This window comes from Terribacillus aidingensis, from assembly GCF_900215625.1.
Classification (GTDB): domain Bacteria; phylum Bacillota; class Bacilli; order Bacillales; family Amphibacillaceae; genus Terribacillus; species Terribacillus aidingensis.
The window spans coordinates 263,620-290,274 of record NZ_OBEK01000001.1 but is presented as its reverse complement, the minus strand read 5'-3'; the positions used below and the strand labels follow the sequence as shown (position 1 = coordinate 290,274).

The window sequence follows — 26,655 nt, the reverse complement described above, 5'->3', positions numbered from 1 at the left end:
GATATAACAAACAACACACGAAAGACACAGTAGAGTTGTAACTTATTATAAGTGAAAATCAAAAAGAGGTGATCTAATGTGTTATGTTTGTCCAGTCTGTGGGTTTGAGGGATTACCCGAACCTGCTTACAACGAATACAATGAAGCATCGTTTGAGATTTGCTCCTGCTGTTTCTTTCAATTTGGCGTGGATGATGATGCAGAAATAAAAAATGACGCCTATATGGAAAGAGAAGATACACACAAGTTATACAGAAAACAGTGGATTGACGATGGCGCTAAGTTAATGTCTTCTTTCGGATATCCAGCAAGTCGGCAGACAAATGGAAAAGTAAAACCCGAGGCCTTAACAAAACAGCTTAAGAATATAAACGTTCTCTTATAACCAACTGATTGAGGAAATCTGCCAGATTAAAAAAGACCTGTATGTGTTTTTAATGGATATAATCATTTTCAGGAGACCTTATCTTCAAATCCTTATACGCATTAGTTGGATCAGGATATCTTTAGGTGCCTTGGCAAACAAAGTAATCTGTATCGATTAAGAAAAATTAATGGTATATAAACGAAACAGCCTCCGTCTCCTGGAGGCTGCTCCCTTTCATTTTTTAACTACCAATCACAAGTCTGCTTTCTTACTTTTAATAAGAACCTTTTCTGTTTCTGCCCCAATACAATCCAAATAATAAGATAAACCACAACGGTGTCAGCAGCAGCGCCGGACGCGTCTCATCTGCAACTAGCATAATCACCAAAACTCCAGCAAACAAAGCCAGCACGATGTAATTCACAAATGGTGTGAGCGGTGCTTTGAATGTTGACTTCGCATGCAGGTCTTTGCGTGTTTTTTTGTATTTGATATGACAAATCAGGATGATGCTCCATACCCAGATAAAGCAAATTGCACTGATTGTCGTTACAATACTGAAAGCTTGGTCAGGGATGAGTTTGCTTAGAAGTGCTCCGATTGAGATAACAATGGCAGATAGCCATAGCGCATTTCCCGGAACGTGCTTTTCGTTCAGTTTGGCAAGCCGCGCTGGACCTTGGTCTTGCTTGCCAAGATTATATAAAGTCCGGCTTGTAGAGAACATGCCGCTATTCCCGGCAGATGCAGCAGATGTTAACACAACAAAGTTAATGATACCTGCAGCAATCGGGATCCCGACTAAAGTAAATGTCTTCACGAACGGACTTTCCGCTGCGTTCAGCTCTGTCCAAGGGTTTATCATTAACAGAACAAGCAGTGCACCTACATAAAAGAATAAAATCCGTAATGGTATTTTATTAATCGCTGACGGGATGTTTTTAGCAGGATCAGCAGTTTCAGCAGCCGATACACCAATCAGCTCCACGCCGACATATGCGAAAACAACCATTTGGAAAGCAAGCAAGAAGCCGGAAATACCATTCGGGAACAGTCCCCCATGTTCCCACAGATTTGTGACCGACACAGTGCCGGAATCTGTTTGGAAGCCGATAACCACTAAGACAATTCCAATACCGATCAGCGCTAATATCGTTACAACTTTAATCAATGCAAACCAAAATTCCAATTCGCCGAATAGCTTCACTGTCAGCAGATTCAGTCCTAATAAAACAATGACGCAAATAAGTGCAGGAATCCATTGCGGGATATCAAACCAATAGTTCACATACACCCCAACAGCAATCACATCCGCCATCGCTGTCATAATCCAGCAGAACCAGTACGTCCACCCGGTTACAAAAGATGCCCATGAGCCAAGATAATCTTCCGCAATATCTGTTATCGATGAATAGCCTGCTTTTGACAGCAGCAGCTCTCCCAGCGCACGCATCACGAAAAACAAGGCGATACCGACAATTAAATAAGCAAAGATGATAGAAGGACCAGCCAGCTGTATCGCTTTCCCCGACCCTAAAAATAAGCCCGTACCGATGGTTCCGCCAATGGCAATCAGCTGTACATGTCTATTTGATAAATCTCTCTTTAATTCTTGTTGTGCCAACTCTAACTCCCCCTTAATCAAACCAATAAAAAAAGAGATTGGAGGCTCTCCAATCTCTTGATCACAAGAATAACAAATACTATTGATTATGCATGCGCAGCACAACCCAAATAGATATTGATACTCTTCTGTCCTTTTGCCTGAGATTGTGAACCCTTCGGCGCCGCACTTACCGCGGTCTCTCCAGAAGCTGCTCCTGCTATAGTACGACCCATAGCATTCATAGCTTTATTTATTAAGTTTATTAGATTCTGTTGAATGTAGATTATTTTAATGTTTGTTAGATCTTTTGTCAAATTGCGCATTAATAGAGTTGTAATAGTAAACTGTACTGCTTATTGGGGCGGTTTTTGGTAGTTGCCTCCACGCAGCATACCTTCTTGTGGTATTTCAAGCTTAAAATGCGTTCCATTTGATGAACTCTCGACTATATGGATATCTCCTAAGTGTTCAATCATCATTTTTTTCACAAAAGGAAGGCCCAGCCCCATACCGCGTTTCTTATTTCCTAATGAGATGAACGGATCAAATACACTTACCCAGTTCTCCGGACAGATGCCCTTTCCATTGTCCTTAAAATGTATGATGATGTTTTTGTCATCAATTTCAGTACGAATTGTAATCTTCTTGTTCGCCCTGTTTTCCGGCATAGCTTCCACACTGTTCTTGATCAGATTAATGAAGACTTGTTGTAAGTTGGCTTTGTTAAGATAAACATTCAGCGGCGAGTAAATATTTATAAATTCCAGCTTAACATTGTTTTCTTGAAGCATCCCAGCAGAAAAATCAATTGACGCTTGGACGATTTCCGCAAGATCATCTGTCTTAAAAGTCATAGCAGAGGACTTCATATATGCACGATAGTTATCAGCCAGCTGCTCTAGATGTTCGGATGATTTACCGATCATCTCCAATGTTCGCTTATCTCTTTCAATTAAAGCATCACTTTTCTCCAACATACTCGAGAAACTCTTAATGATGACATTCGTGTTCTTCACTTCATGGATCAAACTGCCAGTCAGCTGACCTGTATAATCCAGTTTCTTCTGCTTTTCCATTAATTCGTGATTGTAACTTTTTAAGTCTACATTGAACTTAACAAAAATGTGCATACTTGCCACCGAAAATAGAATGACACCTATACTGCTAGTAAGAACGCCAGTTAAAGGAAGGAAGTTTAGAATGCCTGGCAAGATGAGAAACAATGCGTTAAATGAAAAACCCCTCAGGAAGTTTTTAAAGTGTGAGTTCCGAATCCTCCCTGACAATACACATACAACGAACAAGAAAAATACAATGATACCCATGTGAAAGATATAAACCCAAACTAACGGACCATAATCAGGTAAGTAGTGATTAGAAGCAATACTCTCTTCCGTAACGACTAATCCTTTTATTCCTAAGCTAGTCCAGCTTATGATATAAACGATTGTGCTCCATATTGCAAAGCCAATCAACGCTTTCTTTGTGAAAAGAGCATACTTGATTTTCGTCAAACCATTAACTTTCTTTATCACGGACGGTTGATTTTTTATAATCCAGTAAGCCACATATAGTACAATCGGAAGGCTGAAAGTCGGCCCTATACGAAATAATTTAAATAAAAATAGCACCAAACCTTCTGACAAGACATCCTGTAAATAAAGAACCCCGATATCCAACTGCCATATGGTAATTAAAATCATAGATATGACCATTCCGACAGACAACTTTGTTTCATTATAAACTTTGCTTATGCTCAATGCTAAAAACAATGGCAGTAAGCCAATGGCACATATTAATATACCAGTAACCATACCGACTAACCCCTAACTGCTAAAAACCCACTTTTGGATTATATTTTTATGTATATACATGTCTTTTTCACCATGTCGTGATTTAAACAGCCGCTAACTTTTACCTACAAATTATATCAGATGTATGAAGAATTACTGCAATTAATTACAGTGAGTGGGGTGAAGAAAATACCACCTTCCATCTTGCTGTAAAAAAGGATTAGGCACAGCAGATTTTTGAGTGTTATTTCCTAAACATAAATAGTGCATTTAAATATATCTGAAAAATAACAATATTGAATTTTATTCAGATGTGTTATACAATCTGACAAACAGTCAAAGAAGAGGTGGATGATGAAATCTTTAGAACGATTTAGTCAGTTTGTCGGAAGTACGTTTGCTTTTTGGGTTATTTTATTTGCGGTAGCGGCTTTCTTGCTGCCATCTGGATTCACGTGGATTGTGCCTTACATAACACCATTATTAGGAATTATTATGTTCGGAATGGGCTTAACATTGTCTGCCAATGATTTTAAAGGGGTGGTAAAGCGTCCTTTTGAAGTGTTTGCAGTCGTCGCCGGGCAATTTCTAATCATGCCGCTGCTTGCCTTTGCACTGGCTAAAGGACTGCAATTACCTCCAGAAGTAGCTGTCGGTGTTATCCTAGTCGGATGCTGCCCAGGCGGGACATCATCTAATGTTATGACCTTCCTAGCCAAAGGTGATGTTGCCTTATCTGTAACCGCTACAGCAGTTACTACTGTTCTTGCACCAATTGTAACGCCTGCACTCATTCTATTATTCGCGAGCCAGTGGATTGAAATTAGTCCTGTCTCCTTATTTGTCTCCATTGTAAAAGTCGTTATTATACCAATCGCTTTAGGTCTGTTAGTAAAGCGCTTCTTCAACCGACAAGCCACAGCAAGCGTAAAAGTACTGCCGCTTGTGTCAGCCGTCGCCATCATCGGCATTGTAGGAGCAGTCGTATCCAATAGCCAACAACAAATTGCACAAACCGGCTTGGCGATCTTCGGTGTCGTCGTGCTTCATAACGTACTCGGCTACCTGATCGGTTTCGGATTTGCTAAGCTGTTGCGCATGGATTTGCCAAAAAGTAAGACAGCCTCTATCGAGATTGGCATGCAGAATTCTGGATTAGGTGCACAGCTAGCCACAGCGCACTTCTCCCCTCTCGCAGCTGTTCCGAGCGCTATCTTTAGTGTTTGGCATAATATCTCAGGGTCTATTTTGGCTAATATTTATGCGAAGATGGATAATGGTAAGAAGGAAGAAGCTCCTAAGCAGCAGATATCTTAGTTAGAATAGCCATCCTTGTGTTAAGGGTGGCTATTTTTTTACTTTCTCTTTCTAAAGCAGCCTCCTCCTTGTCTCTCTTTCTAGCTTTGTCTATATCTAGTAATGGTCTCTTACTAAGTTCACGACAGCATGATAAATCTTCCGAAAAACTACTCAGCATCCACTTCCTATGACTTCCGACTCGTTTTTCTTAAAATAAGACTGTTTAATACTGGTAATATAGATCTGTTTTCACCATAAACACTTTCACCATATTTTTCCTTTATTATAATTACTTATTAGGAGACCGTTAACGGGATAATTAGGTGGTGAAAGCAATTAAGAACTTAGATGTACAAGACATCCAGCATCAAGTCGACAGTACAAAGAAATTCATCAACAAAACAAAAGAAGGCGTCGAACAAGTCAAGCAAGCCATAAACGGTATCACAACCCTGAATGATGGATTCAAAGGCAAAACTGCCGATTCCATCCGCTCGTTTTACGAGGAAGCCCACAAGCCCTTCCTCGAATTCATGGAGAGCTTTTTGGTACAATATGAAGAGGCACTGAGTTCCCTCACGGAGGAAGTTCGTTCTTTTGAATCTAGTGAAAGCGGATTTATCCGCCAAGAATTTCTGGAAGGCGAACTGACGAATAAGATGGAGAAATCCAAAGCTAGTTTGACCGCGACAAGTGATGCTATTAATGCCAAGCTTAGCAGCGTAAGTGATCTAGCATCTGTCTCACACATCAACGATTCTGATTTTCTGGATTCGATTTCGAATGCTAAAGAAAAGATTAAGACGACCGTTGATAACATGCAGGATATGGATTCTCAAGCAACGAAAAAGCTAGATAAGCCAATGCAAGATATTGATCAAATGAACACCTACATGTCGAAGCTCCGAAACGTGATCGATAAAAATAATATTACAATTGCAGATTACAATTCCGATCAGCTAACAAAGCAGGAATTCTACAAGGAATTCAAACTGCAGGCAGACGGCCGAAAAGCGCTGATAAGTAATGAACCCGTTCCTCTCACAGAAAAGGAATTTAATGCTCTACATGATAAAATTGTAGAAAGTAAGACCGTTAAAGATGACCGCTTCGAATGGAACGGAAATTATCTTACCTTAGATGATGGTCGTATTATTAGAGCCTATTATGATCCACACTCTAACAACTCGCTATCCAGACCATCCTATGAATTTGTCTCGCATATACCTGAAGAACGAGAAGTAATGAAGGAGTATGCGCAAGAAGATGGCAAAAGAATAATTACTAGTGCCGTAAAGGGAACAGCTAATTTCTTCTTAGGAGACGCCCTCACTTTATTTGGTCAAGACGCGACCGTAGAGGAAAGAGCCTGGGCTGCCTTATTCTTATTTGTAAAGCCAGCTAAAGTAGCAGATAAAGCCTTGCCTTTTTTAAGTACTGGTAAAAAAAATATTGATGATCTTGCTGAGAGTAAGGGAATTAAAAATAAGAAGATTAAGGATACAAATAAAACAGAAGCACAAGCCGAGGTACACAATAATGTTGATATTGTAATTAAAGATGGCAGTCACTTTCTAGATGAATTGAAATTGAAGCCAAACGTGAAATATGAGTCAAATGGCTACCGATATCAGACCGACGAACTTGGAAGGATATCTAGAGCGCAAGGAGAATTAAAACTCCAGAAAGGGACACGTAATTCAAAGCATCAGTTAGCAGCTGGCAATGATGATAGAATTATCGCCCCTAGTACACGAGGGGATCACGGTGGCCACTTAATAGGCACACAATTTAATGGCTCTCCATTAATTGATAATATAGTTGCAATGAATGGTAATGTAAATGTTAGTTCGTACAAAAAACTCGAAAATACTTGGGCTAACGCTTTGAGGCACGGTCAGAAGGTAACTGTAGATATTAAACCTGTTTTTGCTGATAAGTTAGAACGTCCAACTAGATTTGAAATAAAATATAAAATTGACGGAAGAAAGTTTGTTGAAGTTCTAGAAAATGTATATGGAGGTAAGTAAATGGACACTGAAAGAATGGAAGAAATTTACCAAGAAATTGGTCAACAGTTAAATATAATTATTCCGGAAGACTGGGATCGAGTAATACTGTATTCTGCGGTAAGCGAATTTAGTAACAGAACATATTTCTATTACTTCCCAACCAAAAGAAATACTCCTATTTTCAGCTTAGATATCGAAGATAAGGAGAATGTAGTTGAAGAGGAAATAAATGAACAGTTACATGAACTATATAACTATCTTAGAGATTTATGGAACGAGTTTGAAAATCAAAATCAAGAAAAATGGACCAACTTAACACTCGAATTATTATCAACAGGAAAACTAAACATTGATTACCGCTACAATGATATACAAAATGAGGATAGTTACGAACAGCAAGTAATTTGGGAATACGAAAAATTGAACATTAAGCCGAACCATAGAAATCAAAGAGATATTAAGATAATTGAAGAATATATTAAGCGTAGCAAGAATTCAGAATCAGAAAAATAAATATCACTCCTAAGTGAGAAGTGATCTATACCCCGAATGAAGTATCCCTATAAAAGTGCCTCATTCGGGTTTTTTAGTTTTTTATCACCCAAGAGATGATTTATATAATCCATACTTTAAAATTTTGAATGTGATGGTTGGTAGCAATACCTCTGAAAACCCTTGATTGGCAAATACTCGAATTCCAGAAGACCTGTGACTGAACTGAGCATCTTTCTTTAAACCTCCGCTTATCCACCGCATAGAAGCCCCTATTCCTCTATAAAAGATCTCCCTTCAGTCAACTGCTTACCTCGAAGTGATCCTCTGTATGCTAATTAATCTCTTGGTAAAAATTCTGCACTTATTCTGTCGACTCTCACCTCAACATGTTTTCCTATTAACTTTGGGTAATTTAAAAAATATCCATCTTCATCACTAATGGTTATTCCAGCATCTATTGAATCCTTACTCAACAGACCTTTTATAAGGTAAGCATAGCTTGAATCAAGACAGATTATTTCTTTTCTGTTCTCGATTATTTCATGTATATTCAAATCATCAAGAATTGTAAATCCAATTGTGACAGGGTAACTTTCCCCTAATTCAATTGGATAAGGACAAACAAAAGCAAAAGCTGTAAATTCTGTCTGATTAATTTTAAGGGTAACTTCTTCCTCAATATGAGGGTTAAGATCTGTTACTGTAGCTATATACTTCATCAATATCGCTCACTTTCTAAAACTGGATCGATTACTAGACTAACTCCCCTCAATAATTGCCTTCTGAAGTAACTTCTAAACAGCAGGTATATTGGTAACATTAGCCCTCCTCTATATTAGAGTGGCTGCATTTTCCTGTGACAGTTAACATCACACAATGTTCCCTACTTTATAGCTTGTCCATATAAAAGCAACCATTCCCCCTAATCCCACTACTACATCCATTTCCTATGACTTCCGACTCTTTTTTCTATAATTATAACTGTTTAATTATGGAATATAGTTGTGTTTTTCTCACAAACCCTTTCACCATATTTTTCCTTTATTATAATTATCTATTAGGAGACTGTTAACGGAAAATTAGGTGGTGAAAGCAATTAAAAACTTAGATGTACAAGACATCCAGCAGCAAGTCGACAGTACAAAGAAATTCATCAATAAAACAAAAGAAGGCGTCGAACAAGTCAAGCAAGCCATAAACGGCATTACAACTCTGAACGATAAATTCAAAGGGCAAAACCGCCGCTCTGAAAAAGAGGAAAATGTAAACTTACCTACATCTTTTCCGGCTTTTAAGGGTTTACCAACTGTAAATAGAGAGGCCATAGTATATTCACCAAGGGAAGCATCTGAATCTGCAAGGGTATGCAAATCCCCAAAGAAATAATTATAAAGACCTACTGTACCGTCTATCACTACTTTCGTGGCATTCTCTTGCTTATACTCCGTCATTACTTCTCGTTCTTCAGGTATGTGCGAAACAAATTCATAGGATGGCCTAGATAGAGAGCCGTTAGAGTGTGGATCATAATAGGCTCTATTAATACGACCATCATCTAAGGTAAGATAATTTCCGTTCCATTCGAAGCGGTCATCTTTAACGTGTTGATGAACTTGCTAAAGGTAAGGGGCTTCCGAATGCGAATCCGCAGAAGATTGAAATTAATAAAGGTTCGGTTACAGGCACTACAAGAGTTAAATATGGTGACCAATATACTAAGGTTGGCCGCAAAAAAGTATTAAAACCAAATGTCGAGTATACAAGTAAAGAAGGATACAATTATAAAACAGACGCTCATGGTCGGATAAATAGTGCTGAAGGAACATTAAAATTAGGAGATGGAAAAAGAAATAACTATGCTCAAAAGATAGCACGAAGAGAAGATAGAAAAGCTGATGATGAAGGTGGTCACCTAATTGCGAGTGTTTTCAAAGGTTCCGGAAACCTTGATAATCTTGTTCCAATGAACGGAAATTTAAATAAAGGCGAATGGAAAAAACTTGAGAAAAAATGGGCAGATGCACTTAAATATGGTGACGAGGTAAAAGTGAAGATAACCCCAAACTACAAGGCTAATTCACAACGTCCAGAGAGTTTTAATATTAAGTATAAAATTGGTGATGATGACTGGGAAATTAGAAGATTCGATAATGTACCGGGAGGGAGACAGTTAGATGAATGAAGAAAGATTGGAACAATTATATCAACAGGTAGCTGGAGTTGTTGTAGAAACCATTCCAGAAGAGTGGTCTAAGGTATATTTATACGGTGAGGTTCTGGAAGGATCACAGACTGCTTACTTTTATTATTATCCAGAACGTAGCGATAAGCCTGTATACAGTCATGAAGTAACTGAATTATTTTCAGTTACCGAACAAGAATATATCAAAAAGTGGAATGAATTAGTTGATTTAACTCAAGAACTTTGGAGAGCATTTAAGAATAATGGTCAAGAGACTTGGACAAATTTCACTATGTTCTTTGATAAGGCGGGAAAGTTTAGAATTGACTTTAATTATGATGATCTTACAAGTATAGACCCTCATGAAAGGAAAACTATCTGGAAATATGAGCATCTAGGTATTATCCCCAAAAGTAATTCTGGAAAAAAGCATTTAGAAAAATATCTCTCTACACGGGAATAACTACTAAGTTTTTAATGATTTTTTTATAACGAGGAATTGGCTAAATGACTCTGAAACTACAAAGTAGCGTTATTCCATTCTTTATCTTTTAATCATGCCATACACAGGATGGAACTATCCCTGGTAAGTGGACACTTCTCAGGGATAGTTTCGTTATAGTGTTTCATCATTGTTAATCTCACTTTCCATATATTAAGTTTTAAAGAAAAAATAAAGTAAGCTTTTATTTCAAAATTCATACACTCTTAAAACCATTTTCATCTTCTAAGTCTCGTTTCCTCTCCTCCAACACCTGATCAAAATAACGCGTAAAAACAGATTCTCCAGAATAAGAAATACACAAATAATCTTTTGCTCTTGTCATGCCTATGTAAAGTAAGGAAGCTTCCCTTTCTTCATCATCCTGCAAAGCATATGGAATGTTATCTGCGTTTACAATGAATACTGCTTGGAAATCGAGTCCTTTACTACTGTCAATTGTGCTGATTTTTACGGATTCGTCATCTTTTTGGAAGTTGCGTTTGGACTGGCTATTCTCGGTGAGCCAGTAGTACGAAATTCCTTCTTCTTTTAATGCACGTATTAGTGTATCTATGTAACTCATCTTGTAGGTTCCTTTTACGCGGTACAGAATGAGCATTTCTGAATACGGGACTTTCTTTTGTTCATGTAACTTCTTCATTTGTTTGGCGACGATCTTTGCTTCCTTTGCAAAGGACTCTGCTTTTACGATTGCGGGTTCAAAGCCCTTTCTTCTTGTACTTTGCGGAGCAATAATCTCGCCCTCTGTCTCTTTCGTCACTACCTTATTTTTAAGTTTCGAGTGCGCTTGGTAAAAGTCCCAGGCGAACTTAACGATTTGAGCGGTGTTTCGATAGTTAATATTGAGTACCTTAGACCGCCCGCGGAAGTCTAAGCCCGTATCCTGCACGTAGGAGCGTTTACGCTTATAAATTGATTGAGCACGATCTTCTACAAGCAGCAGAGATTTTGTATTCTCGTTAAGTAACTCACTTACTAGCTCAAACCATTCAGATTCAAAGTCTTGTCCTTCATCAATGAGAATAGCATCATATTTCGGCAAAATGGCTTCCTTATTCCGAAGTTTTTCGAGCATATTCGGGATCGATTGGTCCGAGCATTTTAAATCATGTTTCAACCACCCATGAAAATTGCGTACCTCGATACCATGCTTTGAGTTATCATGTTGTTCATCAAAATCAAATAAATTATCAGGCTGCAGCATCATTTGTGAAACCATCTGTTCAATAAAGCGTGCAAGAGAGATGTTATAGCAAAGAATCAAGATATTCCAATCTGGATTCTCCTTCGCTAGTAACTTCGCTCTGCTAGCTAAGATCAATGTTTTACCACTACCTGCCACGCCTCGAATCAAACGATTCTTATCTCCAATTTGCTTCGCCAAATTCTCTTGATGTAGATCCATTGCTTTAATGTTGTGCAGTGACAATAACAACTGATCTTGATACGGAGAAGGTTGCTTAAATTCTGCACTAATTCGAACTTCCGGAAATAAGTGATAACGAATGGCATCAATATCAGCCTTACTTAATGGCTCCCGCAAACGATATGGCACAGTAAACATATTCAAGATTTTCTCAATCAGTATCTCTTCAGAAAACGCCTCATCGTCCGGGTTAATTTCATCCCGTGTTAAGCAAAGAGAAGGCTCCACAACCGCATACAAGTCATGCTGGATAAAATCCTTTTGTGTTAACCTTGTGAAAACTGCCCCAGAACCATAAGGGAACTTCAAGCTGTAAGCATATTTCCCTTCAAGCTGAAGAAGGTTCTTGTCCTTCTTCAATGTGTTAACCAAGTGAAACATATTCTCCCGAGCTTGTACTAGTGGGCTCTTTACCTTCGTCTGTTCACCAGCTGAAGTTACAATTGTCCATTCATCTTGATTCAGCTGGAAAAGTGTATTCTTCGTGTAATCCTTCACTTCTAAAACTAGTAACCCTAGATCTGGACCAACGATAACGAAATCTGGTCTTCTGCCATGAATATCAGGTTCAAAATACACAATGTAATCATCCGGTAAATAGTTCTTAAATGTAGAAAAGAGTAACCGCTCTCCTGCGGTTGCTGTGGTTCTTATTGATTCTGGTACAGTGTAAGCCACAAGTTATAACCCCTTCTCCCCTTTATGGGGTCAAATGATTTGAAGAAAACCCCAACCAAGCAGTTGGTTGGGGTACATAAACCTAAGTACAGTATCAATTACTCCACAATATACCGATAAATCTTCTTATCAACAGGTTCTTCCAAAACCATATTCATCGTCACAACAGGAATGACTTTATCTTCCCCATTTCTCATCTCTTCCTGCTGAACAGTTTGTTTATCGGGATGCACCTGACCAAGATAGTAGAAACCAATACCTTCATCATCATCTTTCTTTACAAATAAGTGAACGTCGATGTCGTTTTGATCTGCATCAATGATCTCCGCTACTTCTTTTGACGCGACGGTTCGTTTGCTTCTGGTGTACCACTTGAATGTTTGTTCATTCAAGAAAGTATCATCATAAGCCACGCTAGATTCTACATCTTCATCTTTGTGGTATGTGACAAAGATTGGACACGTTTGATGCTTTGTCTTATAACCATAAATAGTAGAGCTTTCATCGCTGTCCCAATTTAATAGTCGGCAGGCGTCTTTTCGTGTGTATTTCTCATAGCGAGTAAGAATGTTGTTGCCGTATCGTTTATTCTTTTCCTTAGAGGTTGCAAGTACATCCTTCAGGAGATACGCAAAAGTATCATTATTAGTGATACTCTCCTTTAGTTCCTGTCTCAACTTCAATGTATGGTTCTCGACAAAAACAAGCGGCCAATCCCCATACTTTCTCCGGTTCGTTTGACTGAAGAAGGATAGATCAACTATACGGAGTACAGATGCTAACGTTTTGTCATCATACGATAGCTCTCTATCCGCTAATGTGCGTCTATATTCTTCATAAGAGATTTCTGCATGCTCGCTTAGCATCTCTAACAACACAATTTCATGCAGGCGTTTCCCATTAAGCAGTTCCTGCGAAACCATTGTCAGAACTCTATTCTCGTAGTCTGAGATTGCGGGTACTTCCTCTTTTACCGCAGTGAGGAATAGATGATAATTATCTTTAGATTTAACGAGTACTTCAGGATCAATCGAATGATTTAGAATAAAGTCATGCAAATACGGAACTCTACCCAAACGATTTCTTAAAGCTGTATAAGCATCTTTTAATATCCTCATCGCCGTCAGCTTACTGTCACTAATAGACTTATAGATTTGTTTCTTCGCTATTTCCTCAAAGTTAACTGTAGAGATTCCCTTAATATAATCCGTGTTCTTCATGCGGCGTCGAATTGCATCTTTATTTTGGGAGCTTTCACCAGACAGAGCTACTGGGATTAAGTAGTTATTTTTATAGTTACCGATAAAATCAATAATGGTCACGTATTCCTTTGAATTATGCTTACGTAAACCTCGTCCTAGCTGCTGGATAAAGATAATACTAGATGAGGTTTGTCGCAACATCACAACTTGGTTAATCGACGGTATATCGATTCCTTCGTTAAAGATATCTACCGTCAAGATGTAATCCAGTTCCCCATTTTCAAGCTGCTCGACCCTACTTATACGCACCTCTTGTGAATCATCACCTGTTAAAGCACATGTTCGATAGCCTCTTTCATTTAGTGCATTTGCTAGCTGATGCGTTTCTTCTTTCCTACTACAGAAGATAAGTCCTTTCACCGATTCACCAGAATAACCATAATAATTTACCTTCTCAATAATATGGTTGATTCGTTCATCGGTAACTAGATGAGCGAGTATAGCCGTTTCACTAATCAGCTCGCCATTGTACTCAATATCTGTAACCCCGTAATAATGGAAAGGAGAAAGCATATCCTCCTCTAAAGCTTCCTGCAAGCGAATCTCATAGGCAATATTATAGTCAAACAATTCATATATATTAAAGTCATCCATACGCTCTGGCGTCGCCGTCATGCCTAACATGAACGTAGGCTCAAAATAGTCGATTACTCTTTGATAGGATTTGGCTCCGGCCTTATGAACCTCATCAATCAGCACATAGTCAAATGCTTCTCTCTCAAATAAATCGAGATTATCCTTCTTGGACAATGTCTGAATCGTAGCAAATACATACTTTCTATCTATCTCTCTAGAAGATCCAGAAAAGATACCAAACTGCTCATCTTGCCCACCGAGAATCTTTTTATAGTCGCTCATTGCTTTTTGCAAAATCTGTTCACGGTGCACGATAAAAAGCATGCGTTCTGGCTGCACGCTGCGTACATCAAACGCCGACAAAAACGTTTTCCCTGTTCCAGTCGCCGAAATAATTAACCCCTTATTATGGCCCGCATCTCTTACTGCTTGGATTTGCGCTAAAGCAGCTTCCTGCATTTTATTTGGTTCAATACTTAAAGCATCCTGAATCGTATTGATCCGATAATCAGCAGGTAACTCTATTACTTTCTCAACTGCTCGCTTCTCTTTACTATCCTCATAGGCAACTGCATACTTCTCTATCCACTCTTCTGTAAGCGGAAAAGCCTTAGCCCAGACATCATCAAATTGATTAGAGAAATGCTTAATAATCTCCCCATCTTGGTGCGAAGTAAGCTTCACATTCCATTCGTAATTCACTTGAAGTGCTTGGGCAGTAAGGTTAGAACTGCCAATAACCAATGTATGATGTGTCTCGTGGTGAAAAATATAACCTTTTGCATGGAAACCAGGCAAATCCGTCAGTTTAACATCTACATTTGGAATCTTTAATAACTCACGAAAAGCCTTGGGCGAATTAAACTGCAAGAAAGTAGACGTTAAAATACGCCCCTTTATCCCCCGTTGCGCCAAATCATAAAGAACCGTCTTCAATGTAGCTAATCCACTCTCTGTAATAAAAGCCACCGAGAATATAAAACTTTGACAAACTTCTAATTCCTCCAATAGTGATTGCAATACTGTCGTATTCTCTTGGTGATTGTTCACCAATAACTGAGGATTAAAATTTTTTTGATTACTATATGTATGATCAATAAATCCGTTATGCAATGAATCCTTTAAGCTGCTAATAAAATTATCCATTTACTCCACCATTCATTACCAATTAATAGCTTAATTGTAATGTTTTTTATCTATGGGGTAAATGGATAATTAGTAAAATGTGCTTATTTATGGTCTAATTGGATCTTTTCAATAGCTGGAATGTCTGCCGGTGCCCAGTCCAGGATGTGTAACTCTTCTGGGGCTAACCATCTGATTGCTACATGCTCTGTTAGGGTTGGTTCTCCTTCTACTAATTCGCAATAATATGTATTAAGGTTAACTATCCCAAAGTCATATTCATAAGTTGTATCTTCAATAGCATCTCCGATAGAAATCGTACAGTGCATCTCTTCAGTAAGCTCTCTTTTTAGTGCTTCCTGAGGTGTCTCACCTTTTTCTATTTTACCGCCTGGGAACTCCCATTTTAGAGGTAGAGACTTTTCTGTTCCTCTTTGGGCGCATAATATTTTGTTGTTTTGTTTGATTACTGCGCCTACTACGTTTATGGTCTTTTTCATAATATCTCCCTTATTCTCATACTTTCTTTTATTCCATTAAATTGACTTACCTTAAAGCTATCCACGCCTTTTAGTTAGAAAAAACCAAACTTACATTCAAAGTATTAAAAGTGTTGTAAAACATCGATTTGATGTGGTGCTCTAGTTATGAAATTAGAGCTGCATTAATTCTAAGCTTTTTCTGGGTGAGTTTTTTCTTTAATTATTAATTTACCTCTTAGCTCGTCACTTATAGTTTCTGCTCTTTTACTGAAAAACAAATCATAATCATCGTCCCATACACCAAAAGTATCTGGGTCAATAAAATGTGTTGACATCGTTTCATCAAGGTTACTATTTTTCTTTTTAAAGTCACTCATATAAATAGATGGTGCCTTCGCTCTAATAACCCTCTTATTTAAATAGTCATCGACGATCGTAATATTAAGAATATGGTTAATATAAAACTCGTCTTCGTTTCTTGATTTTAGATATGCTTTTGGAAAGAAATGATGATAATTCTTGCTAGTTGCTATTTGTAACCAAGCGTTATCTATATGGACTCTGCTATTATCTGCAAATGATCTAGGTCCTTTAGATGCATATAAGCACAATATAGCCTTAATAAAGCTCCTACTAATACTAAACCAACCCTGATCTATTATTCGATCTGTAGAGATGTTCACTTCAAAATCATAACTAGGTAAATCACCATTTAGAATAGTTTCAATTCTTCTAATATCTTTTCCCAACTTAGTCTCTACTCCACTTGAATATCTTTCTGTTAAAGATACTCTCCAAAAGAAATCTTGTAAATATTCTCTCTTTTGATCCAGTGGTCTATCAGGGTGATAATAAAAGAAATAAGCAAACGGTACAATTAATGCATCATAAGGGAGTATCTTAGATACAGGTATGCCGTAGTAATTTTTAAAATAATCTATAGCTTTTTTTATTGCTACTGTAACGGATTCCCATGTATCAATAAACATTTGTTTTTCTAATCTTAGAATTTGCTTTCTAGTACAATCCTTCTTTAATATCAGAGAAATAACTTGTAGGATAGTGGAGCTTGAAATCGTCTTAAAATCTTCACCTATTTCTTCTATTAATTGATCAAATTTCTCCGATAAATCAAAATCCTGACTCGAATCATATGTTTTTGCCACCATTACTTCGAACAGTGTTAATGTCTTTCCACCAACATTAAGACGCGTAAAAACATCAGTTGCCACATCCAAAGAAGCGTTTTTTAGTATTACTAAAGAGAACTGATATGATTTAAACCTTTCTTTGTACAAATCTATCTTATCTAGTCCTTCCTCTGAATACTGCCTTACTAAAACACTCATCTTGCCATACAATAAGTCAGTTATAGCCACATATCTTTTAGGGTTCTCTTCCTCGTAGTTTAACGTAACAATATCTTCATCTTCACTTGCTTCTAAATCCACATATATTTGAGCAAAATCTTCTACCTTACTATTTCTTGAAATCTTAAGTCCTTTAAAACAAGTATATAAACTTGTGATCCTTTGCTGTCCATCGAGAATATATTGTGCTACGTGTCCTGTTGGCGTCTCAGGTAAATTATGATTTCCAATATTTCTTATAGATCGCAATTCTTCTTGTGTTTCCCATAAAATAAAGGTACCTATCGGGAAGCCTTTGGCAATACTATCTAATAGTTGTGCCGCTGCTTTTCTTTCCCATACATATTGCCTTTGAAATTGCGGTATTTTTATTCTGCCACTTTCAATATCATTTAGCAGTGACGATAGCCCTGTACTTTGTGGTTCAGGTTGTATCATCTTATTCCCCCCATAAAATAGATTTACATCTATAAGCGTACATGAAAATAAAATATATTTGTAGTTTTTTTGAATGGTCTAATAATTAATCAATTACCCCGTTGATTGGATAAGCTTCCCCTATTGCTTCAGTGGTTTTCGGATTTTATTACTCTATGTTTTCCCCTTTCTCTTCTGCACTTGCTGTTTCTTCGGAATCCATTTAAGCTAGTGTCTTTGTATTTGCAGTATTTTGTTTGTCTTGTGAACAAGCAGCTAAGAGGAATGTGCCGAATAGCAAATTACTCTTTTTTAACATTCATTCTTCCTCCTAGGATTTGAATTGTAGAATCCGAGTGTCGGCCATAGTGTGGCAAGGGGTTCGATGACGATAAAGGTTTCAGAGAAGATGAAATTACTCAACCCCTATATAAAAATAATATCTTTTAGCTTGAAATTATTAAATGGAATTGAAGTTTACGCAGCTAAGAAAGACCTTCCTGCCCCTGCAGAAAGGTCTCTCAAAGCATCACTATACTAATCACAGAAATAAGAATAGAGCCCGCACCAACAATGAAAGTGCTTTGGGTAATAAAAGCACCCAGGTTTGTTTTAAAGGATTGAATCGTATGATCATTCTTTATTTGCTTATCTGCTCTCTCCATAGCTCGTGATTTGCGAATCATTCGTTCTCCGATTATCCTGAACCCTTCTGTAACTGGAGTAAGGAAGCCTGTTTTAAAGATAATTGCGATGCTTGCAATGATTAATAGGAAAAGGCCAATTAGAAATGCGGCATTGGAGAGAGATGCTTTTGTAAAAGGAACAGCTAATGTTGCTATGTACCAGCCAAGGATGGTGAGAAAGAATAAAGATAATTTCCATTTCATATGATTTGCAAGCCCCTTCCTTATGTAATGGAAAGCGGGACCTACATGAGATCCCGCTTTCCAATCATTTAGGTTTTTCTTATTCAGAAACTTTTTCTGCCCATTTCAGGTAAGGGTAACGGTTTACCGGATAGACAATGTTATCAAAGTCCTGGGATGTTAAGTAGTTGTTTGTATAATGGTAGATTGGGTTGAACGGCAGTTCTTCCATTAATACTGCTTCTGCTTGATGCAATAGTTCGTAACGTTTTTCTGGGTCTTGTTCTACTTTGGCGTCAGCCATCAGCTGATCGTATTCTTCATTTACCCAGTTGGTGCGGTTGTTCGGGCTGTCGCCTAGATAGTAATCAAGGATTACCACTGGATCTACCAGCACGCCGATCCAGCCCATACGAGCCATTTGGAAGTTGCCTTGTTTTGTTGTATCAAGGTACGTCTTCCACTCTTGGTTTTCTAATTTCACATCCACACCAAGGTTCTCTTTATACATGGCTTGCACAGCTTCGGCAATTTTCTTGTGATTCTCAGACGTATTATAAAGCAGTGTTACTTCTGGAAGCTCGGTCCAGCCTTCTTCTTTCATACCTTCTTCTAGCAGTTTCTTCGCTTCTGCGGCATCATCTTCAAAGTATGCACCGCCAGCTTCACGGAAGTCACCATCTGGCGTTTCTACACCTTCTGGTACAAATGCATGTGCTGGCGTTTCGCCTGCTTTGGTTACATTTGTTGTTAGTGTCTCACGATCTACCGCTAGGTTGAATGCTTTCCTAACTTTCGCATTAGTGAATGGCTCTTTGTCGACGTTAAACATATACATGTACGTACCAAAGTATGGCACTTCACTATACTCCTCAGAATCCTTTTCTTGATCGATCACATCAGATGGCAATGTCTGAATAAGATCAAGCTCATCTGTCTTAAACATTTGATAGTACGTAGTGGCATCGTTCACCATTTTGTATGTTACTTTGTCGAGTTTTACGACGTCACTATCCCAGTAGTTCTCACTCTTCTCAATAACTACTTCACTATCATGTTCCCATTTTGTAAGCTTAAATGGGCCGTTACTTACATACGTCTCTGCTTCTGCAGACCATTTTTCATTTTCTTCTACAACATCTTGTTTCACCGGATAAAATGACCACATTGTTAATAGCTCATCAAAGTATCCAAGTGGTGCTTCTAATTCCACGACGAGCGTCTTGTCATCTTCTGCCGTTACGCCAACGTCTTCTACGGAACCTTCCCCTTTGTTATAAGCTTCCCCGCCTTTAAGATAGTACAAGTAGAAGGCAAAGGAGCTACCGGTATCCGGATTCAGCGTACGTTTCCACGCATATTCGAAGTCACCAGCTGTCACATTTGATCCATCTGACCATTTTGCATCATCACGAATGGTAAAGGTGTACGTTTTGCCGTCTTCGGATACTTCTGCGTTACTAGCAGCCCCTAGCACTGGATTTCCATTTTCATCTTTTGTATAAAGTCCTTCAAACACGTGATCTAAAACCCAGCCTGATGTCGTATCGGTAGCTAGTGCTGGATCAAGATCTGGCGGCTCACTCATAGCATTTATGGTAATTTCCTGCGCTATATCTCCGCTTCCTGACGTTCCTCCACTACAACCTGCGACAAATACAGCGACAGCTGCCAGCAATACTAGACTCTTTAGCCATTTTTTCATCATAATACCCCCTTCAGATTTTTAACTATTGTAAAGATGACAAGCCGTCCAGTGATTGTCTTTTACTTCTCTCCACTCAGGTACCGATTGCGCACAAACATCCATTGCAAATGGACATCGTGTACGGAATCGGCAGCCGCTTGGCGGGTCAACTGGGCTTGGCGGATCACCATCTAACACAAGTCTTTCACGTTTCTGTGCTTCCGGATTTGTGACTGGAATGGCTGATAATAACGCTTTTGTATACGGATGGAGCGGATCTTGAAACAGCTCCTCGCTGTCGGCAAGTTCCATCATCTTTCCTAAGTACATGACACCAATTCGGTCACTAATGTGCTTAACCATACCTAAATCATGAGCAATAAATAAGTACGTAAGATCTTCTTGTTCCTTCAAGTCTTCTAATAGATTAATAACCTGTGCTTGGATTGATACATCCAGTGCGGATATCGGTTCATCCGCTACAATAAACTTCGGTTCGACCGCCAGAGCGCGAGCGATACCGATTCGCTGCCGCTGCCCGCCACTGAACTCATGCGGGTAGCGTTTAGCATGCCCTGGCTGCAGCCCAACTCTTTCTAACAGTTCATAGACGCGTTCCTGGCGGCTGTTACCTTTCGCTAGCTTATGCGCATCAATTCCTTCTGCAATAATGTCGCCAACGCGCATCCGCGGATTTAACGAAGCATGCGGGTCTTGGAAAATGACTTGAATCTCTCGGTTAATCTGTTTCTTTTGCTTTTTATTTAATTCACTTAGATCCAGACCATTGTAGACGATTTTGCCGGACGTCGGATTTTCCAAGCCAACGATCGTTTTGCCTAGTGTCGATTTTCCGCTGCCGCTTTCTCCTACTAGACCAAATGTTTCGCCGCGCTTGATTTCAATCGAGATATCATCAACCGATTTCACGGTTAATTCTTTGCCGATTGGATAGTATTTTTTCATTTGATCAATTTGAATGATTGTTTCCGTCATAGCTGCTCCCTCCCGGCTGCCAATTCTTGCAGAGCTGGAGTTCTCGAATCGTTCAGCCAGCACTTCGCCTCGTGCCCTTGCTCGATGGAAAACGCAGGCGGCATTGCTTCGACACAAACGTCCATCGCGTATTTGCAGCGCGGGGCAAAAGGACAGCCTTTCGGTGGTGAGAACAAATCGGGTGGTGCGCCGTCAATTGGCACTAATCGCTTCTTATCTGCTGCATGGATATCTGGAATCGACTCTAGCAGTCCCCATGTATAAGGATGCTTCGGATTGTTGAATAGTTCATTTACTGGCGCTGTTTCGACAATCATGCCGCCGTACATAACCGCAACTCTTTCTGCTGTCTCGGCTACAACGCCAAGGTCATGGGTAATTAATATAATGGAAGTATCTAGTTCATCTCGGAGGTTCTTCATCAAGTCCAAGACTTGTGCTTGGATAGTAACATCTAATGCTGTTGTAGGTTCATCAGCTAATAGAACTTGCGGGTGACAAGCAAGTGCGATGGCAATCATAATCCGCTGCCGCATTCCCCCGCTGAATTCATGCGGGTACTGATTATATCGCTCAGCAGGATTCGAAATACCAACAAGGCGAATCATGTCAATTGCGCGTTCTTTCGCTTCTTGCCCTTTTATATCTTGGTGTGCTGTAATGCTTTCTGTAATTTGTTTGCCGACCTTCATGGTAGGATTCAAGGACGTCATAGGATCTTGAAAGACCATACTAATCTTTGAACCTTTTACTTTTTGCATCTCTCGTTTGGACAGCTTTAACAGATCCTGTCCTTCCAGGAGTACTTCTCCATTCTTTATTTTGCCTGGCGGAGTTGGGATGAGGCCCATGATGGACTGCACAGTAACACTTTTTCCGCTGCCGCTCTCTCCAACTATCGCTAAGATTTCTCCTTTATCCACATGGAAGGAAACATCCCGAACGGCTTGCACTTCTCCTCCATATGTTTTAAACCGAACTTCCAGATTGTTCACTTCTAGTAAGTGTTCCAACATCCCACCTCCTATTTATTTGCTTTCGGATCAAGTGCGTCTTGCAGACCGTCACCGAATGCATTAAAGGCAAACATGGTGAGGGCAATCATAAAGCCTGGGAAAAAGAGTCGCCACCACTGCCCGCTTAAAATAACGCCTAAGGAATCGTTCGCCATCGTTCCCCAGCTGGCAAACGGCGCTTGCACCCCTAAGCCGAGAAAGCTGAGAAATGATTCAGCAAAGATTGCTTGCGGTATGGTAAAAGTCAAATTGACGATAATGATGCCGGCTGTATTCGGAATCAAATGCCGCCAAATGATTTTCCCGTGGGAGGTCCCCATTTTTTGCGCAGCCAATACATATTCCTGTGATTTCAGCTGCAAGATCTGGCCCCGAATGATCCTGGCCATTCCTACCCAGCCGGTGACAGATAAGGCGATAATAATCGAGGTTACACCTGGCTCCATAATTACCATCAGCAGAATAACGATTAAGAGGTACGGAATGCCGTATAAAATCTCAACGATACGCATTAAGATGCCATCAATTCGATCACCAAACTTACTGCGGCCAGCCATATAACCAGAGATACCGCCAACTGTAACCCCGATGATAATATCAATCGCCGCGGCAACGAGACCAATTGTCAGCGATACTCTAGCTCCGTACCACGTTCTAGACCAAACATCTCTGCCTAAATCATCGGAACCGAACCAATGCTCACTGTTTGGCGCAACGTTTGTGTTAACCAAATCTTGTTTAGCAGGATCGAACGGTACCATATGCGGACCAGCTATGGCAAAAAAGGCAATGACGACTAACAAGGTAAACCCAAGTACAGCCATCTTATTTTTAACAACATTAAGAATGGTTTCTTTCCACACGCTCATGCTCGGGCGCTGGATCGGATCATGGCCCCTGTTTTCTGGTGATAAGGGGCGAAAAAGGGAATCATCAACTTCAACGCGTCTTTCTTCCATCTTACTCCCCTCCACTCGTTAGTTTTATCCTTGGGTCAATGTAACGGTAAGATATATCAATGATGAATAACGTCAGCACGAGCAAGGTACTGAAAAAGATGGTAGTACCCATAATGACCGGATAATCGCGGTTAAAAATACTGTCTACAAAATAACGGCCGATACCTGGAATAGCGAATATCTTCTCAATAACGAAGGTTCCGGTAATTAACGATACAAAGAGTGGTCCAATAAAAGAAATGACCGGTAAAATCGCATTTCGGATGCCATGTCTGATGACGAGCTTTGATTTGGATAGCCCTTTGGCATCTGCTGTCTTGATGTAGTTCTGATTTGTTACTTCGAGCATGCTAGATCGCATAAACCGCGCAATAACAGCCAGCGGTGTTGCAGCTAGTGCGAGTGTTGGCAGAATGGAATGCTGCCAAGTTCCCCACGAGGCGACCGGTAACATCCCCCATTCAACGGCAAAGTACTTGATTAACAGCGGAGCCAGGATAAAACTAGGGACAGAGATACCGATAATGGCGATAAACATAGATACATAATCCAGTGCTTTGTTTTGATTCAGCGCTGCGACAATCCCCAGCAGCAGTCCGAAAATCAATGCAACGACCATTGCCTGCAACCCGAGCAGCGCAGAAGCTGGTGCACCATCGGCAATAATCGAATTAACCGATCTTGTTTCGGATTGAATGGAGTATCCTAAATCAAATGTCACTAAGTCCTTCATATATAAGACGTATTGCATAGCGATTGGCTCATCTAAGTTATACTTCGCTCGCATATTTTGCAGCACTTCTTCTGGCAGCACATCGGCATCCGAAGCAAACGGATCGCCAGGGATAAACTTCATAATCAAAAATGTCAGACTCGCTATGACCCATATCGTAAGCAGCATGGTAAGTAATCGTTTTACAATATACATGCAGATTCACCTCCGCTATTGTTTTACTTAATCCTCTTTAAGCATTCACGCTGCCAAGTACACCATTTGCAGCTGTCATAGCAATAATTACGCAGCCCCACATATGTTTGTAGGCGGTTACCATATCGTCACACGTGAAACGTATGCTTCTTGGACCAGTTAAGGTTACTGTAGGCAGCGTAGTCGTCATCATTGCTTGCTGCGGCCCCTTCAGCTCCATGTCGAACGTGACAGGACCTTCTGTTCGTAGCGGCTTATAGGATTTTGTATCCTTCACTGCTTCCTCCGCCTTTTCACGAATTTCTTTTTGAGCAGCTTCCGGATGAATCAACTCAGCCGCGAAGCGATCTACAGCACGCTTGGTGACAGCCGCTTTTACATCTGGTAATGTTTCATGTACTTCTTTTACATAAGCATCATCCCCACTGATGAAAATGGCTGGAACATGAAAGCTGCCTGCAACAAGCGCGTTCATTTCTGTTTCCCCAACGACTTTGCCATTGATTTTTATTTCATTTACGCAAATACCTGCTAACGTGTGACTAATGACCGTGCGTTCTGATCCTGCTTCACGTCCGTGATGGCCAACAAACATAATAGCGTCGAACGTACCATCTAATCCTTCTAGCTGACACATGACGCGGTTATTACCAGACACGAGTCTTGCGCGAGCATCTAAGTCTTCTACTAGTATGTTGGACATATTGCCATGCCCATCCGCTACAACCACCTCTGTTGCCCCGCCTTCGAAAGCTCCCTCAATAGCGGCATTTACATCTGCTGTCATGAGCTTTCTGAATCGCTGATATTCAGAGTTGGTTTTTAGCTGCTGGTTGGTTGCTACTCCTGAAATACCTTCCATATCTGCTGAAATAAATATTTTCATCGCCATCACCTCTGATTAATTATTGTAAATTTTCAAACTAATTCACTTAAAAAATTTCTTCTAGAATGGAAAACGCGAATCTGGCGTCACACTCTTTACGAATGCTTTTACTAAGTCCTTCGTCGCGAGAAGATCACCTACGTCTACAAGCTCAATCGCTGAATGTGTATACCGGGAAGGAATGGATAACACACCTGTCGGGATACCTTTGTTTGCGTAAGTCACTGCCCCGCCGTCGGTTCCAATCCCGGTAAACACTTCCAGCTGATAGGGAATGTGGTGATGCTTGGCTAGCTTGATAAGCTGCTGTTTCATTGTCTTGGGAACAATTAAACTTGCATCCATCACCTTAATCCCTGTCCCTTTGCCTAAGCGGAGGGTTTGGTCCATCGTTTGCTCGAGTGTGTCACTTCCTGCTGTTGTATCAATTGCAATCGCTGCATCAGCTTCTATATATTCGGACGCTGTTTTCGCCCCTCTTAACCCGACCTCTTCCTGAACCGTGAATAAACAAATGAGCTCGCCAGCAAAGTCATCTGCCAGCTCTTCTAAAACTTGCAGGATAACAGCACAACCTGCCCGGTCATCCAGTGACTTAGCACGTACTTTTGGTGCTGCTGTTCCAAGGGTTTGGAGGTCAGTCCCCCAAGTAACTGGTGTCCCAACCTCGATGCCCATGTCGATTACTTCTTCATGCGAGCTTGCTCCAACGTCTATGTACAACTGGCTGTGCTTTCTCACCTTTTGTGCGTCATCAAACTTAGCAAAATGTGCAGAAAGCGTTCCAATCACTCCATTGATATGGCCTTTTTCCCCTAACAGTCTTACCGGCTGTGCGACTAGGTTTCGATCATCATTGCCGCCAAGCTTTTCAAATCGCAGTAATCCGTTTGCCTCAATCTTCTTGATGATAAAGCCCACTTCATCCATGTGGGCTGTTAACAGTATAGCAGGTCCTGGTTTTGCTCCTTTTTTCTTAGCGATGACATTACCAATTGGGTCTATCTCAACTTGGTCTGCTTTATCCTTTAAATAGTCTCTTAGAAAATAACTCACTTCTTGCTCATAACCACTTGGACCATGCAGGCTAGTTAACGTCCTTAGTAAATCAATCAAGCTGCGCAAACTCCTTTCTATAGATACTCGAACGTATTCTTATAATTTTCTAATTGAATGATTGTATTAATGGCTGTAATTCCTTCGATGCGGTCCAGATTGAGTACACAGTCTCTAATATCTTCTTGGCTTCTTACGTTAATTTGAATAAGCAGCGGATAATCCCCTGATGTCATCGTAATATAGCGAACTTCTTTCAAGGTGCTAAGTTCTTCCTTCACTTTCGCCATCATCCGTTGTTCTGTCTTTATTTGAATAATTGCTCCAGCTTTTAAACCAAGCGCGATTGGATTCACAACACCTACAACTTCGATAATTTTATTTTGAACCAGATTTTTGTACCGAAGTCTGATTGTTTTCTCTGTCACATCTAACGCATTTGCTATTTCAGAAAATGGCAAGCGGCCATCCTTTGATAACATTCGGATTATACCGCGGTCTAACTCATCAATTTGATACTCCATTACACTTCCTACTTTCGGACTTTTTTACAATTAAATTACCCTTATAGATACATATTGTCAGATAAATTAACATTTACATTCCTAATTTATTGATTTACTATCGTTATAAGGAATCAGGTATAGAGGGTATTATACAAGT

23 protein-coding genes and 1 riboswitch are annotated in these 26,655 nt (G+C 39.8%); of the genes, 7 read left to right on the top strand and 16 right to left on the bottom strand.

The window, feature by feature from the left end:
• The first annotated feature begins 76 nt into the window (after positions 1–76).
• Positions 77–385 carry a hypothetical protein gene (locus CRO17_RS01425; protein WP_097038571.1) on the top strand — a complete coding sequence of 103 codons (309 nt, stop codon included), beginning with the start codon at positions 77–79 and terminating at the stop codon, positions 383–385.
• A 256-nt stretch (positions 386–641) separates the two neighbouring features.
• On the opposite strand, the gene CRO17_RS01420 is transcribed toward CRO17_RS01425, so the two are convergent.
• A complete protein-coding gene (locus CRO17_RS01420) occupies positions 642–1,991 on the bottom strand; it encodes an amino acid permease (RefSeq protein ID WP_097038570.1) in 1,350 nt (449 codons plus the stop codon).
• Between the two features lie 118 nt (positions 1,992–2,109).
• Positions 2,110–2,188, bottom strand: a riboswitch (glycine riboswitch).
• Between the two features lie 138 nt (positions 2,189–2,326).
• A complete protein-coding gene (locus CRO17_RS01415; protein ID WP_097038568.1) occupies positions 2,327–3,787 on the bottom strand; it encodes a sensor histidine kinase in 1,461 nt (486 codons plus the stop codon).
• 333 nt (positions 3,788–4,120) lie between these two features.
• Between CRO17_RS01415 and CRO17_RS01410 the strand changes: the two genes are divergently transcribed.
• The 3 genes from CRO17_RS01410 (at position 4,121) to CRO17_RS01395 (ending at position 7,590) form a co-directional block, all read left to right on the top strand.
• Complete coding sequence (locus tag CRO17_RS01410; protein ID WP_097038566.1) at positions 4,121–5,083, top strand: bile acid:sodium symporter family protein; 963 nt, start codon at positions 4,121–4,123, stop codon at positions 5,081–5,083.
• Between the two features lie 308 nt (positions 5,084–5,391).
• Positions 5,392–7,095: a T7SS effector LXG polymorphic toxin gene (locus tag CRO17_RS01400; RefSeq protein ID WP_179636768.1), complete on the top strand. Its 1,704-nt coding sequence runs from the start codon at positions 5,392–5,394 to the stop codon at positions 7,093–7,095.
• On the top strand, positions 7,096–7,590 hold the full coding sequence (locus CRO17_RS01395) for an immunity protein YezG family protein (protein ID WP_097038559.1): 495 nt from the start codon (positions 7,096–7,098) through the stop codon (positions 7,588–7,590). It abuts the gene before it with no gap.
• A 317-nt stretch (positions 7,591–7,907) separates the two neighbouring features.
• On the opposite strand, the gene CRO17_RS01390 is transcribed toward CRO17_RS01395, so the two are convergent.
• On the bottom strand, positions 7,908–8,291 hold the full coding sequence (locus CRO17_RS01390) for a hypothetical protein (protein WP_097038557.1): 384 nt from the start codon (positions 8,289–8,291) through the stop codon (positions 7,908–7,910).
• Between the two features lie 367 nt (positions 8,292–8,658).
• Between CRO17_RS01390 and CRO17_RS01385 the strand changes: the two genes are divergently transcribed.
• The 3 genes from CRO17_RS01385 (at position 8,659) to CRO17_RS01375 (ending at position 10,217) form a co-directional block, all read left to right on the top strand.
• Positions 8,659–8,958, top strand: a complete 300-nt coding sequence (locus CRO17_RS01385) for a T7SS effector LXG polymorphic toxin (protein WP_179636766.1) — start codon at positions 8,659–8,661, stop codon at positions 8,956–8,958.
• 268 nt (positions 8,959–9,226) lie between these two features.
• Positions 9,227–9,754 carry a DNA/RNA non-specific endonuclease gene (locus CRO17_RS01380; RefSeq protein WP_097038554.1) on the top strand — a complete coding sequence of 176 codons (528 nt, stop codon included), beginning with the start codon at positions 9,227–9,229 and terminating at the stop codon, positions 9,752–9,754.
• The gene (locus tag CRO17_RS01375) at positions 9,747–10,217 is read left to right on the top strand and encodes an antitoxin YezG family protein (RefSeq protein WP_097038553.1); all 471 of its coding nucleotides are present in this window, start codon (positions 9,747–9,749) and stop codon (positions 10,215–10,217) included. The genes CRO17_RS01380 and CRO17_RS01375 overlap by 8 nt, the downstream gene beginning before the upstream one ends.
• Before the next feature lie 235 nt (positions 10,218–10,452).
• Here CRO17_RS01375 and CRO17_RS01370 read toward each other — a convergent pair whose 3' ends face one another.
• The 13 genes from CRO17_RS01370 to CRO17_RS01310 all read right to left on the bottom strand — a co-directional run bounded on the left by CRO17_RS01370 (position 10,453) and on the right by CRO17_RS01310 (position 26,516).
• A complete protein-coding gene (locus CRO17_RS01370; RefSeq protein WP_097038551.1) occupies positions 10,453–12,363 on the bottom strand; it encodes a DEAD/DEAH box helicase in 1,911 nt (636 codons plus the stop codon).
• Positions 12,364–12,461: 98 nt separating this feature from the next.
• Positions 12,462–15,347: a DEAD/DEAH box helicase gene (locus tag CRO17_RS01365; protein ID WP_097038548.1), complete on the bottom strand. Its 2,886-nt coding sequence runs from the start codon at positions 15,345–15,347 to the stop codon at positions 12,462–12,464.
• Positions 15,348–15,430: 83 nt separating this feature from the next.
• Positions 15,431–15,826, bottom strand: coding sequence for a (deoxy)nucleoside triphosphate pyrophosphohydrolase (locus tag CRO17_RS01360; RefSeq protein ID WP_097038546.1), 396 nt, complete (start codon positions 15,824–15,826; stop codon positions 15,431–15,433).
• Between the two features lie 170 nt (positions 15,827–15,996).
• Positions 15,997–17,616: a DUF262 domain-containing protein gene (locus tag CRO17_RS01355; protein ID WP_097038544.1), complete on the bottom strand. Its 1,620-nt coding sequence runs from the start codon at positions 17,614–17,616 to the stop codon at positions 15,997–15,999.
• 500 nt (positions 17,617–18,116) lie between these two features.
• Positions 18,117–18,485 carry a DUF3899 domain-containing protein gene (locus CRO17_RS01350; protein ID WP_097038542.1) on the bottom strand — a complete coding sequence of 123 codons (369 nt, stop codon included), beginning with the start codon at positions 18,483–18,485 and terminating at the stop codon, positions 18,117–18,119.
• Positions 18,486–18,564: 79 nt separating this feature from the next.
• Complete coding sequence (locus CRO17_RS01345) at positions 18,565–20,169, bottom strand: peptide ABC transporter substrate-binding protein (protein WP_097038540.1); 1,605 nt, start codon at positions 20,167–20,169, stop codon at positions 18,565–18,567.
• A 21-nt stretch (positions 20,170–20,190) separates the two neighbouring features.
• Complete coding sequence (locus tag CRO17_RS01340) at positions 20,191–21,147, bottom strand: ABC transporter ATP-binding protein (RefSeq protein ID WP_097038537.1); 957 nt, start codon at positions 21,145–21,147, stop codon at positions 20,191–20,193.
• Positions 21,144–22,163, bottom strand: a complete 1,020-nt coding sequence (locus CRO17_RS01335) for an ABC transporter ATP-binding protein (protein WP_179636764.1) — start codon at positions 22,161–22,163, stop codon at positions 21,144–21,146. Before CRO17_RS01335 ends, CRO17_RS01340 begins: the two co-directional genes overlap by 4 nt.
• Positions 22,164–22,171: 8 nt before the next feature.
• Complete coding sequence (locus CRO17_RS01330; protein ID WP_097038533.1) at positions 22,172–23,122, bottom strand: ABC transporter permease; 951 nt, start codon at positions 23,120–23,122, stop codon at positions 22,172–22,174.
• A gap of 1 nt (position 23,123) precedes the next feature.
• On the bottom strand, positions 23,124–24,050 hold the full coding sequence (locus tag CRO17_RS01325) for an ABC transporter permease (RefSeq protein ID WP_097038531.1): 927 nt from the start codon (positions 24,048–24,050) through the stop codon (positions 23,124–23,126).
• Positions 24,051–24,087: 37 nt separating this feature from the next.
• Positions 24,088–24,936, bottom strand: coding sequence for a M55 family metallopeptidase (locus CRO17_RS01320; protein ID WP_097038528.1), 849 nt, complete (start codon positions 24,934–24,936; stop codon positions 24,088–24,090).
• A 60-nt stretch (positions 24,937–24,996) separates the two neighbouring features.
• Entirely contained in the window at positions 24,997–26,052 is a 1,056-nt protein-coding gene (locus tag CRO17_RS01315) for a M42 family metallopeptidase (RefSeq protein ID WP_097038527.1), read from the bottom strand.
• Between the two features lie 17 nt (positions 26,053–26,069).
• A complete protein-coding gene (locus CRO17_RS01310; protein WP_097038525.1) occupies positions 26,070–26,516 on the bottom strand; it encodes an Lrp/AsnC family transcriptional regulator in 447 nt (148 codons plus the stop codon).
• Positions 26,517–26,655: the final 139 nt, after the last annotated feature.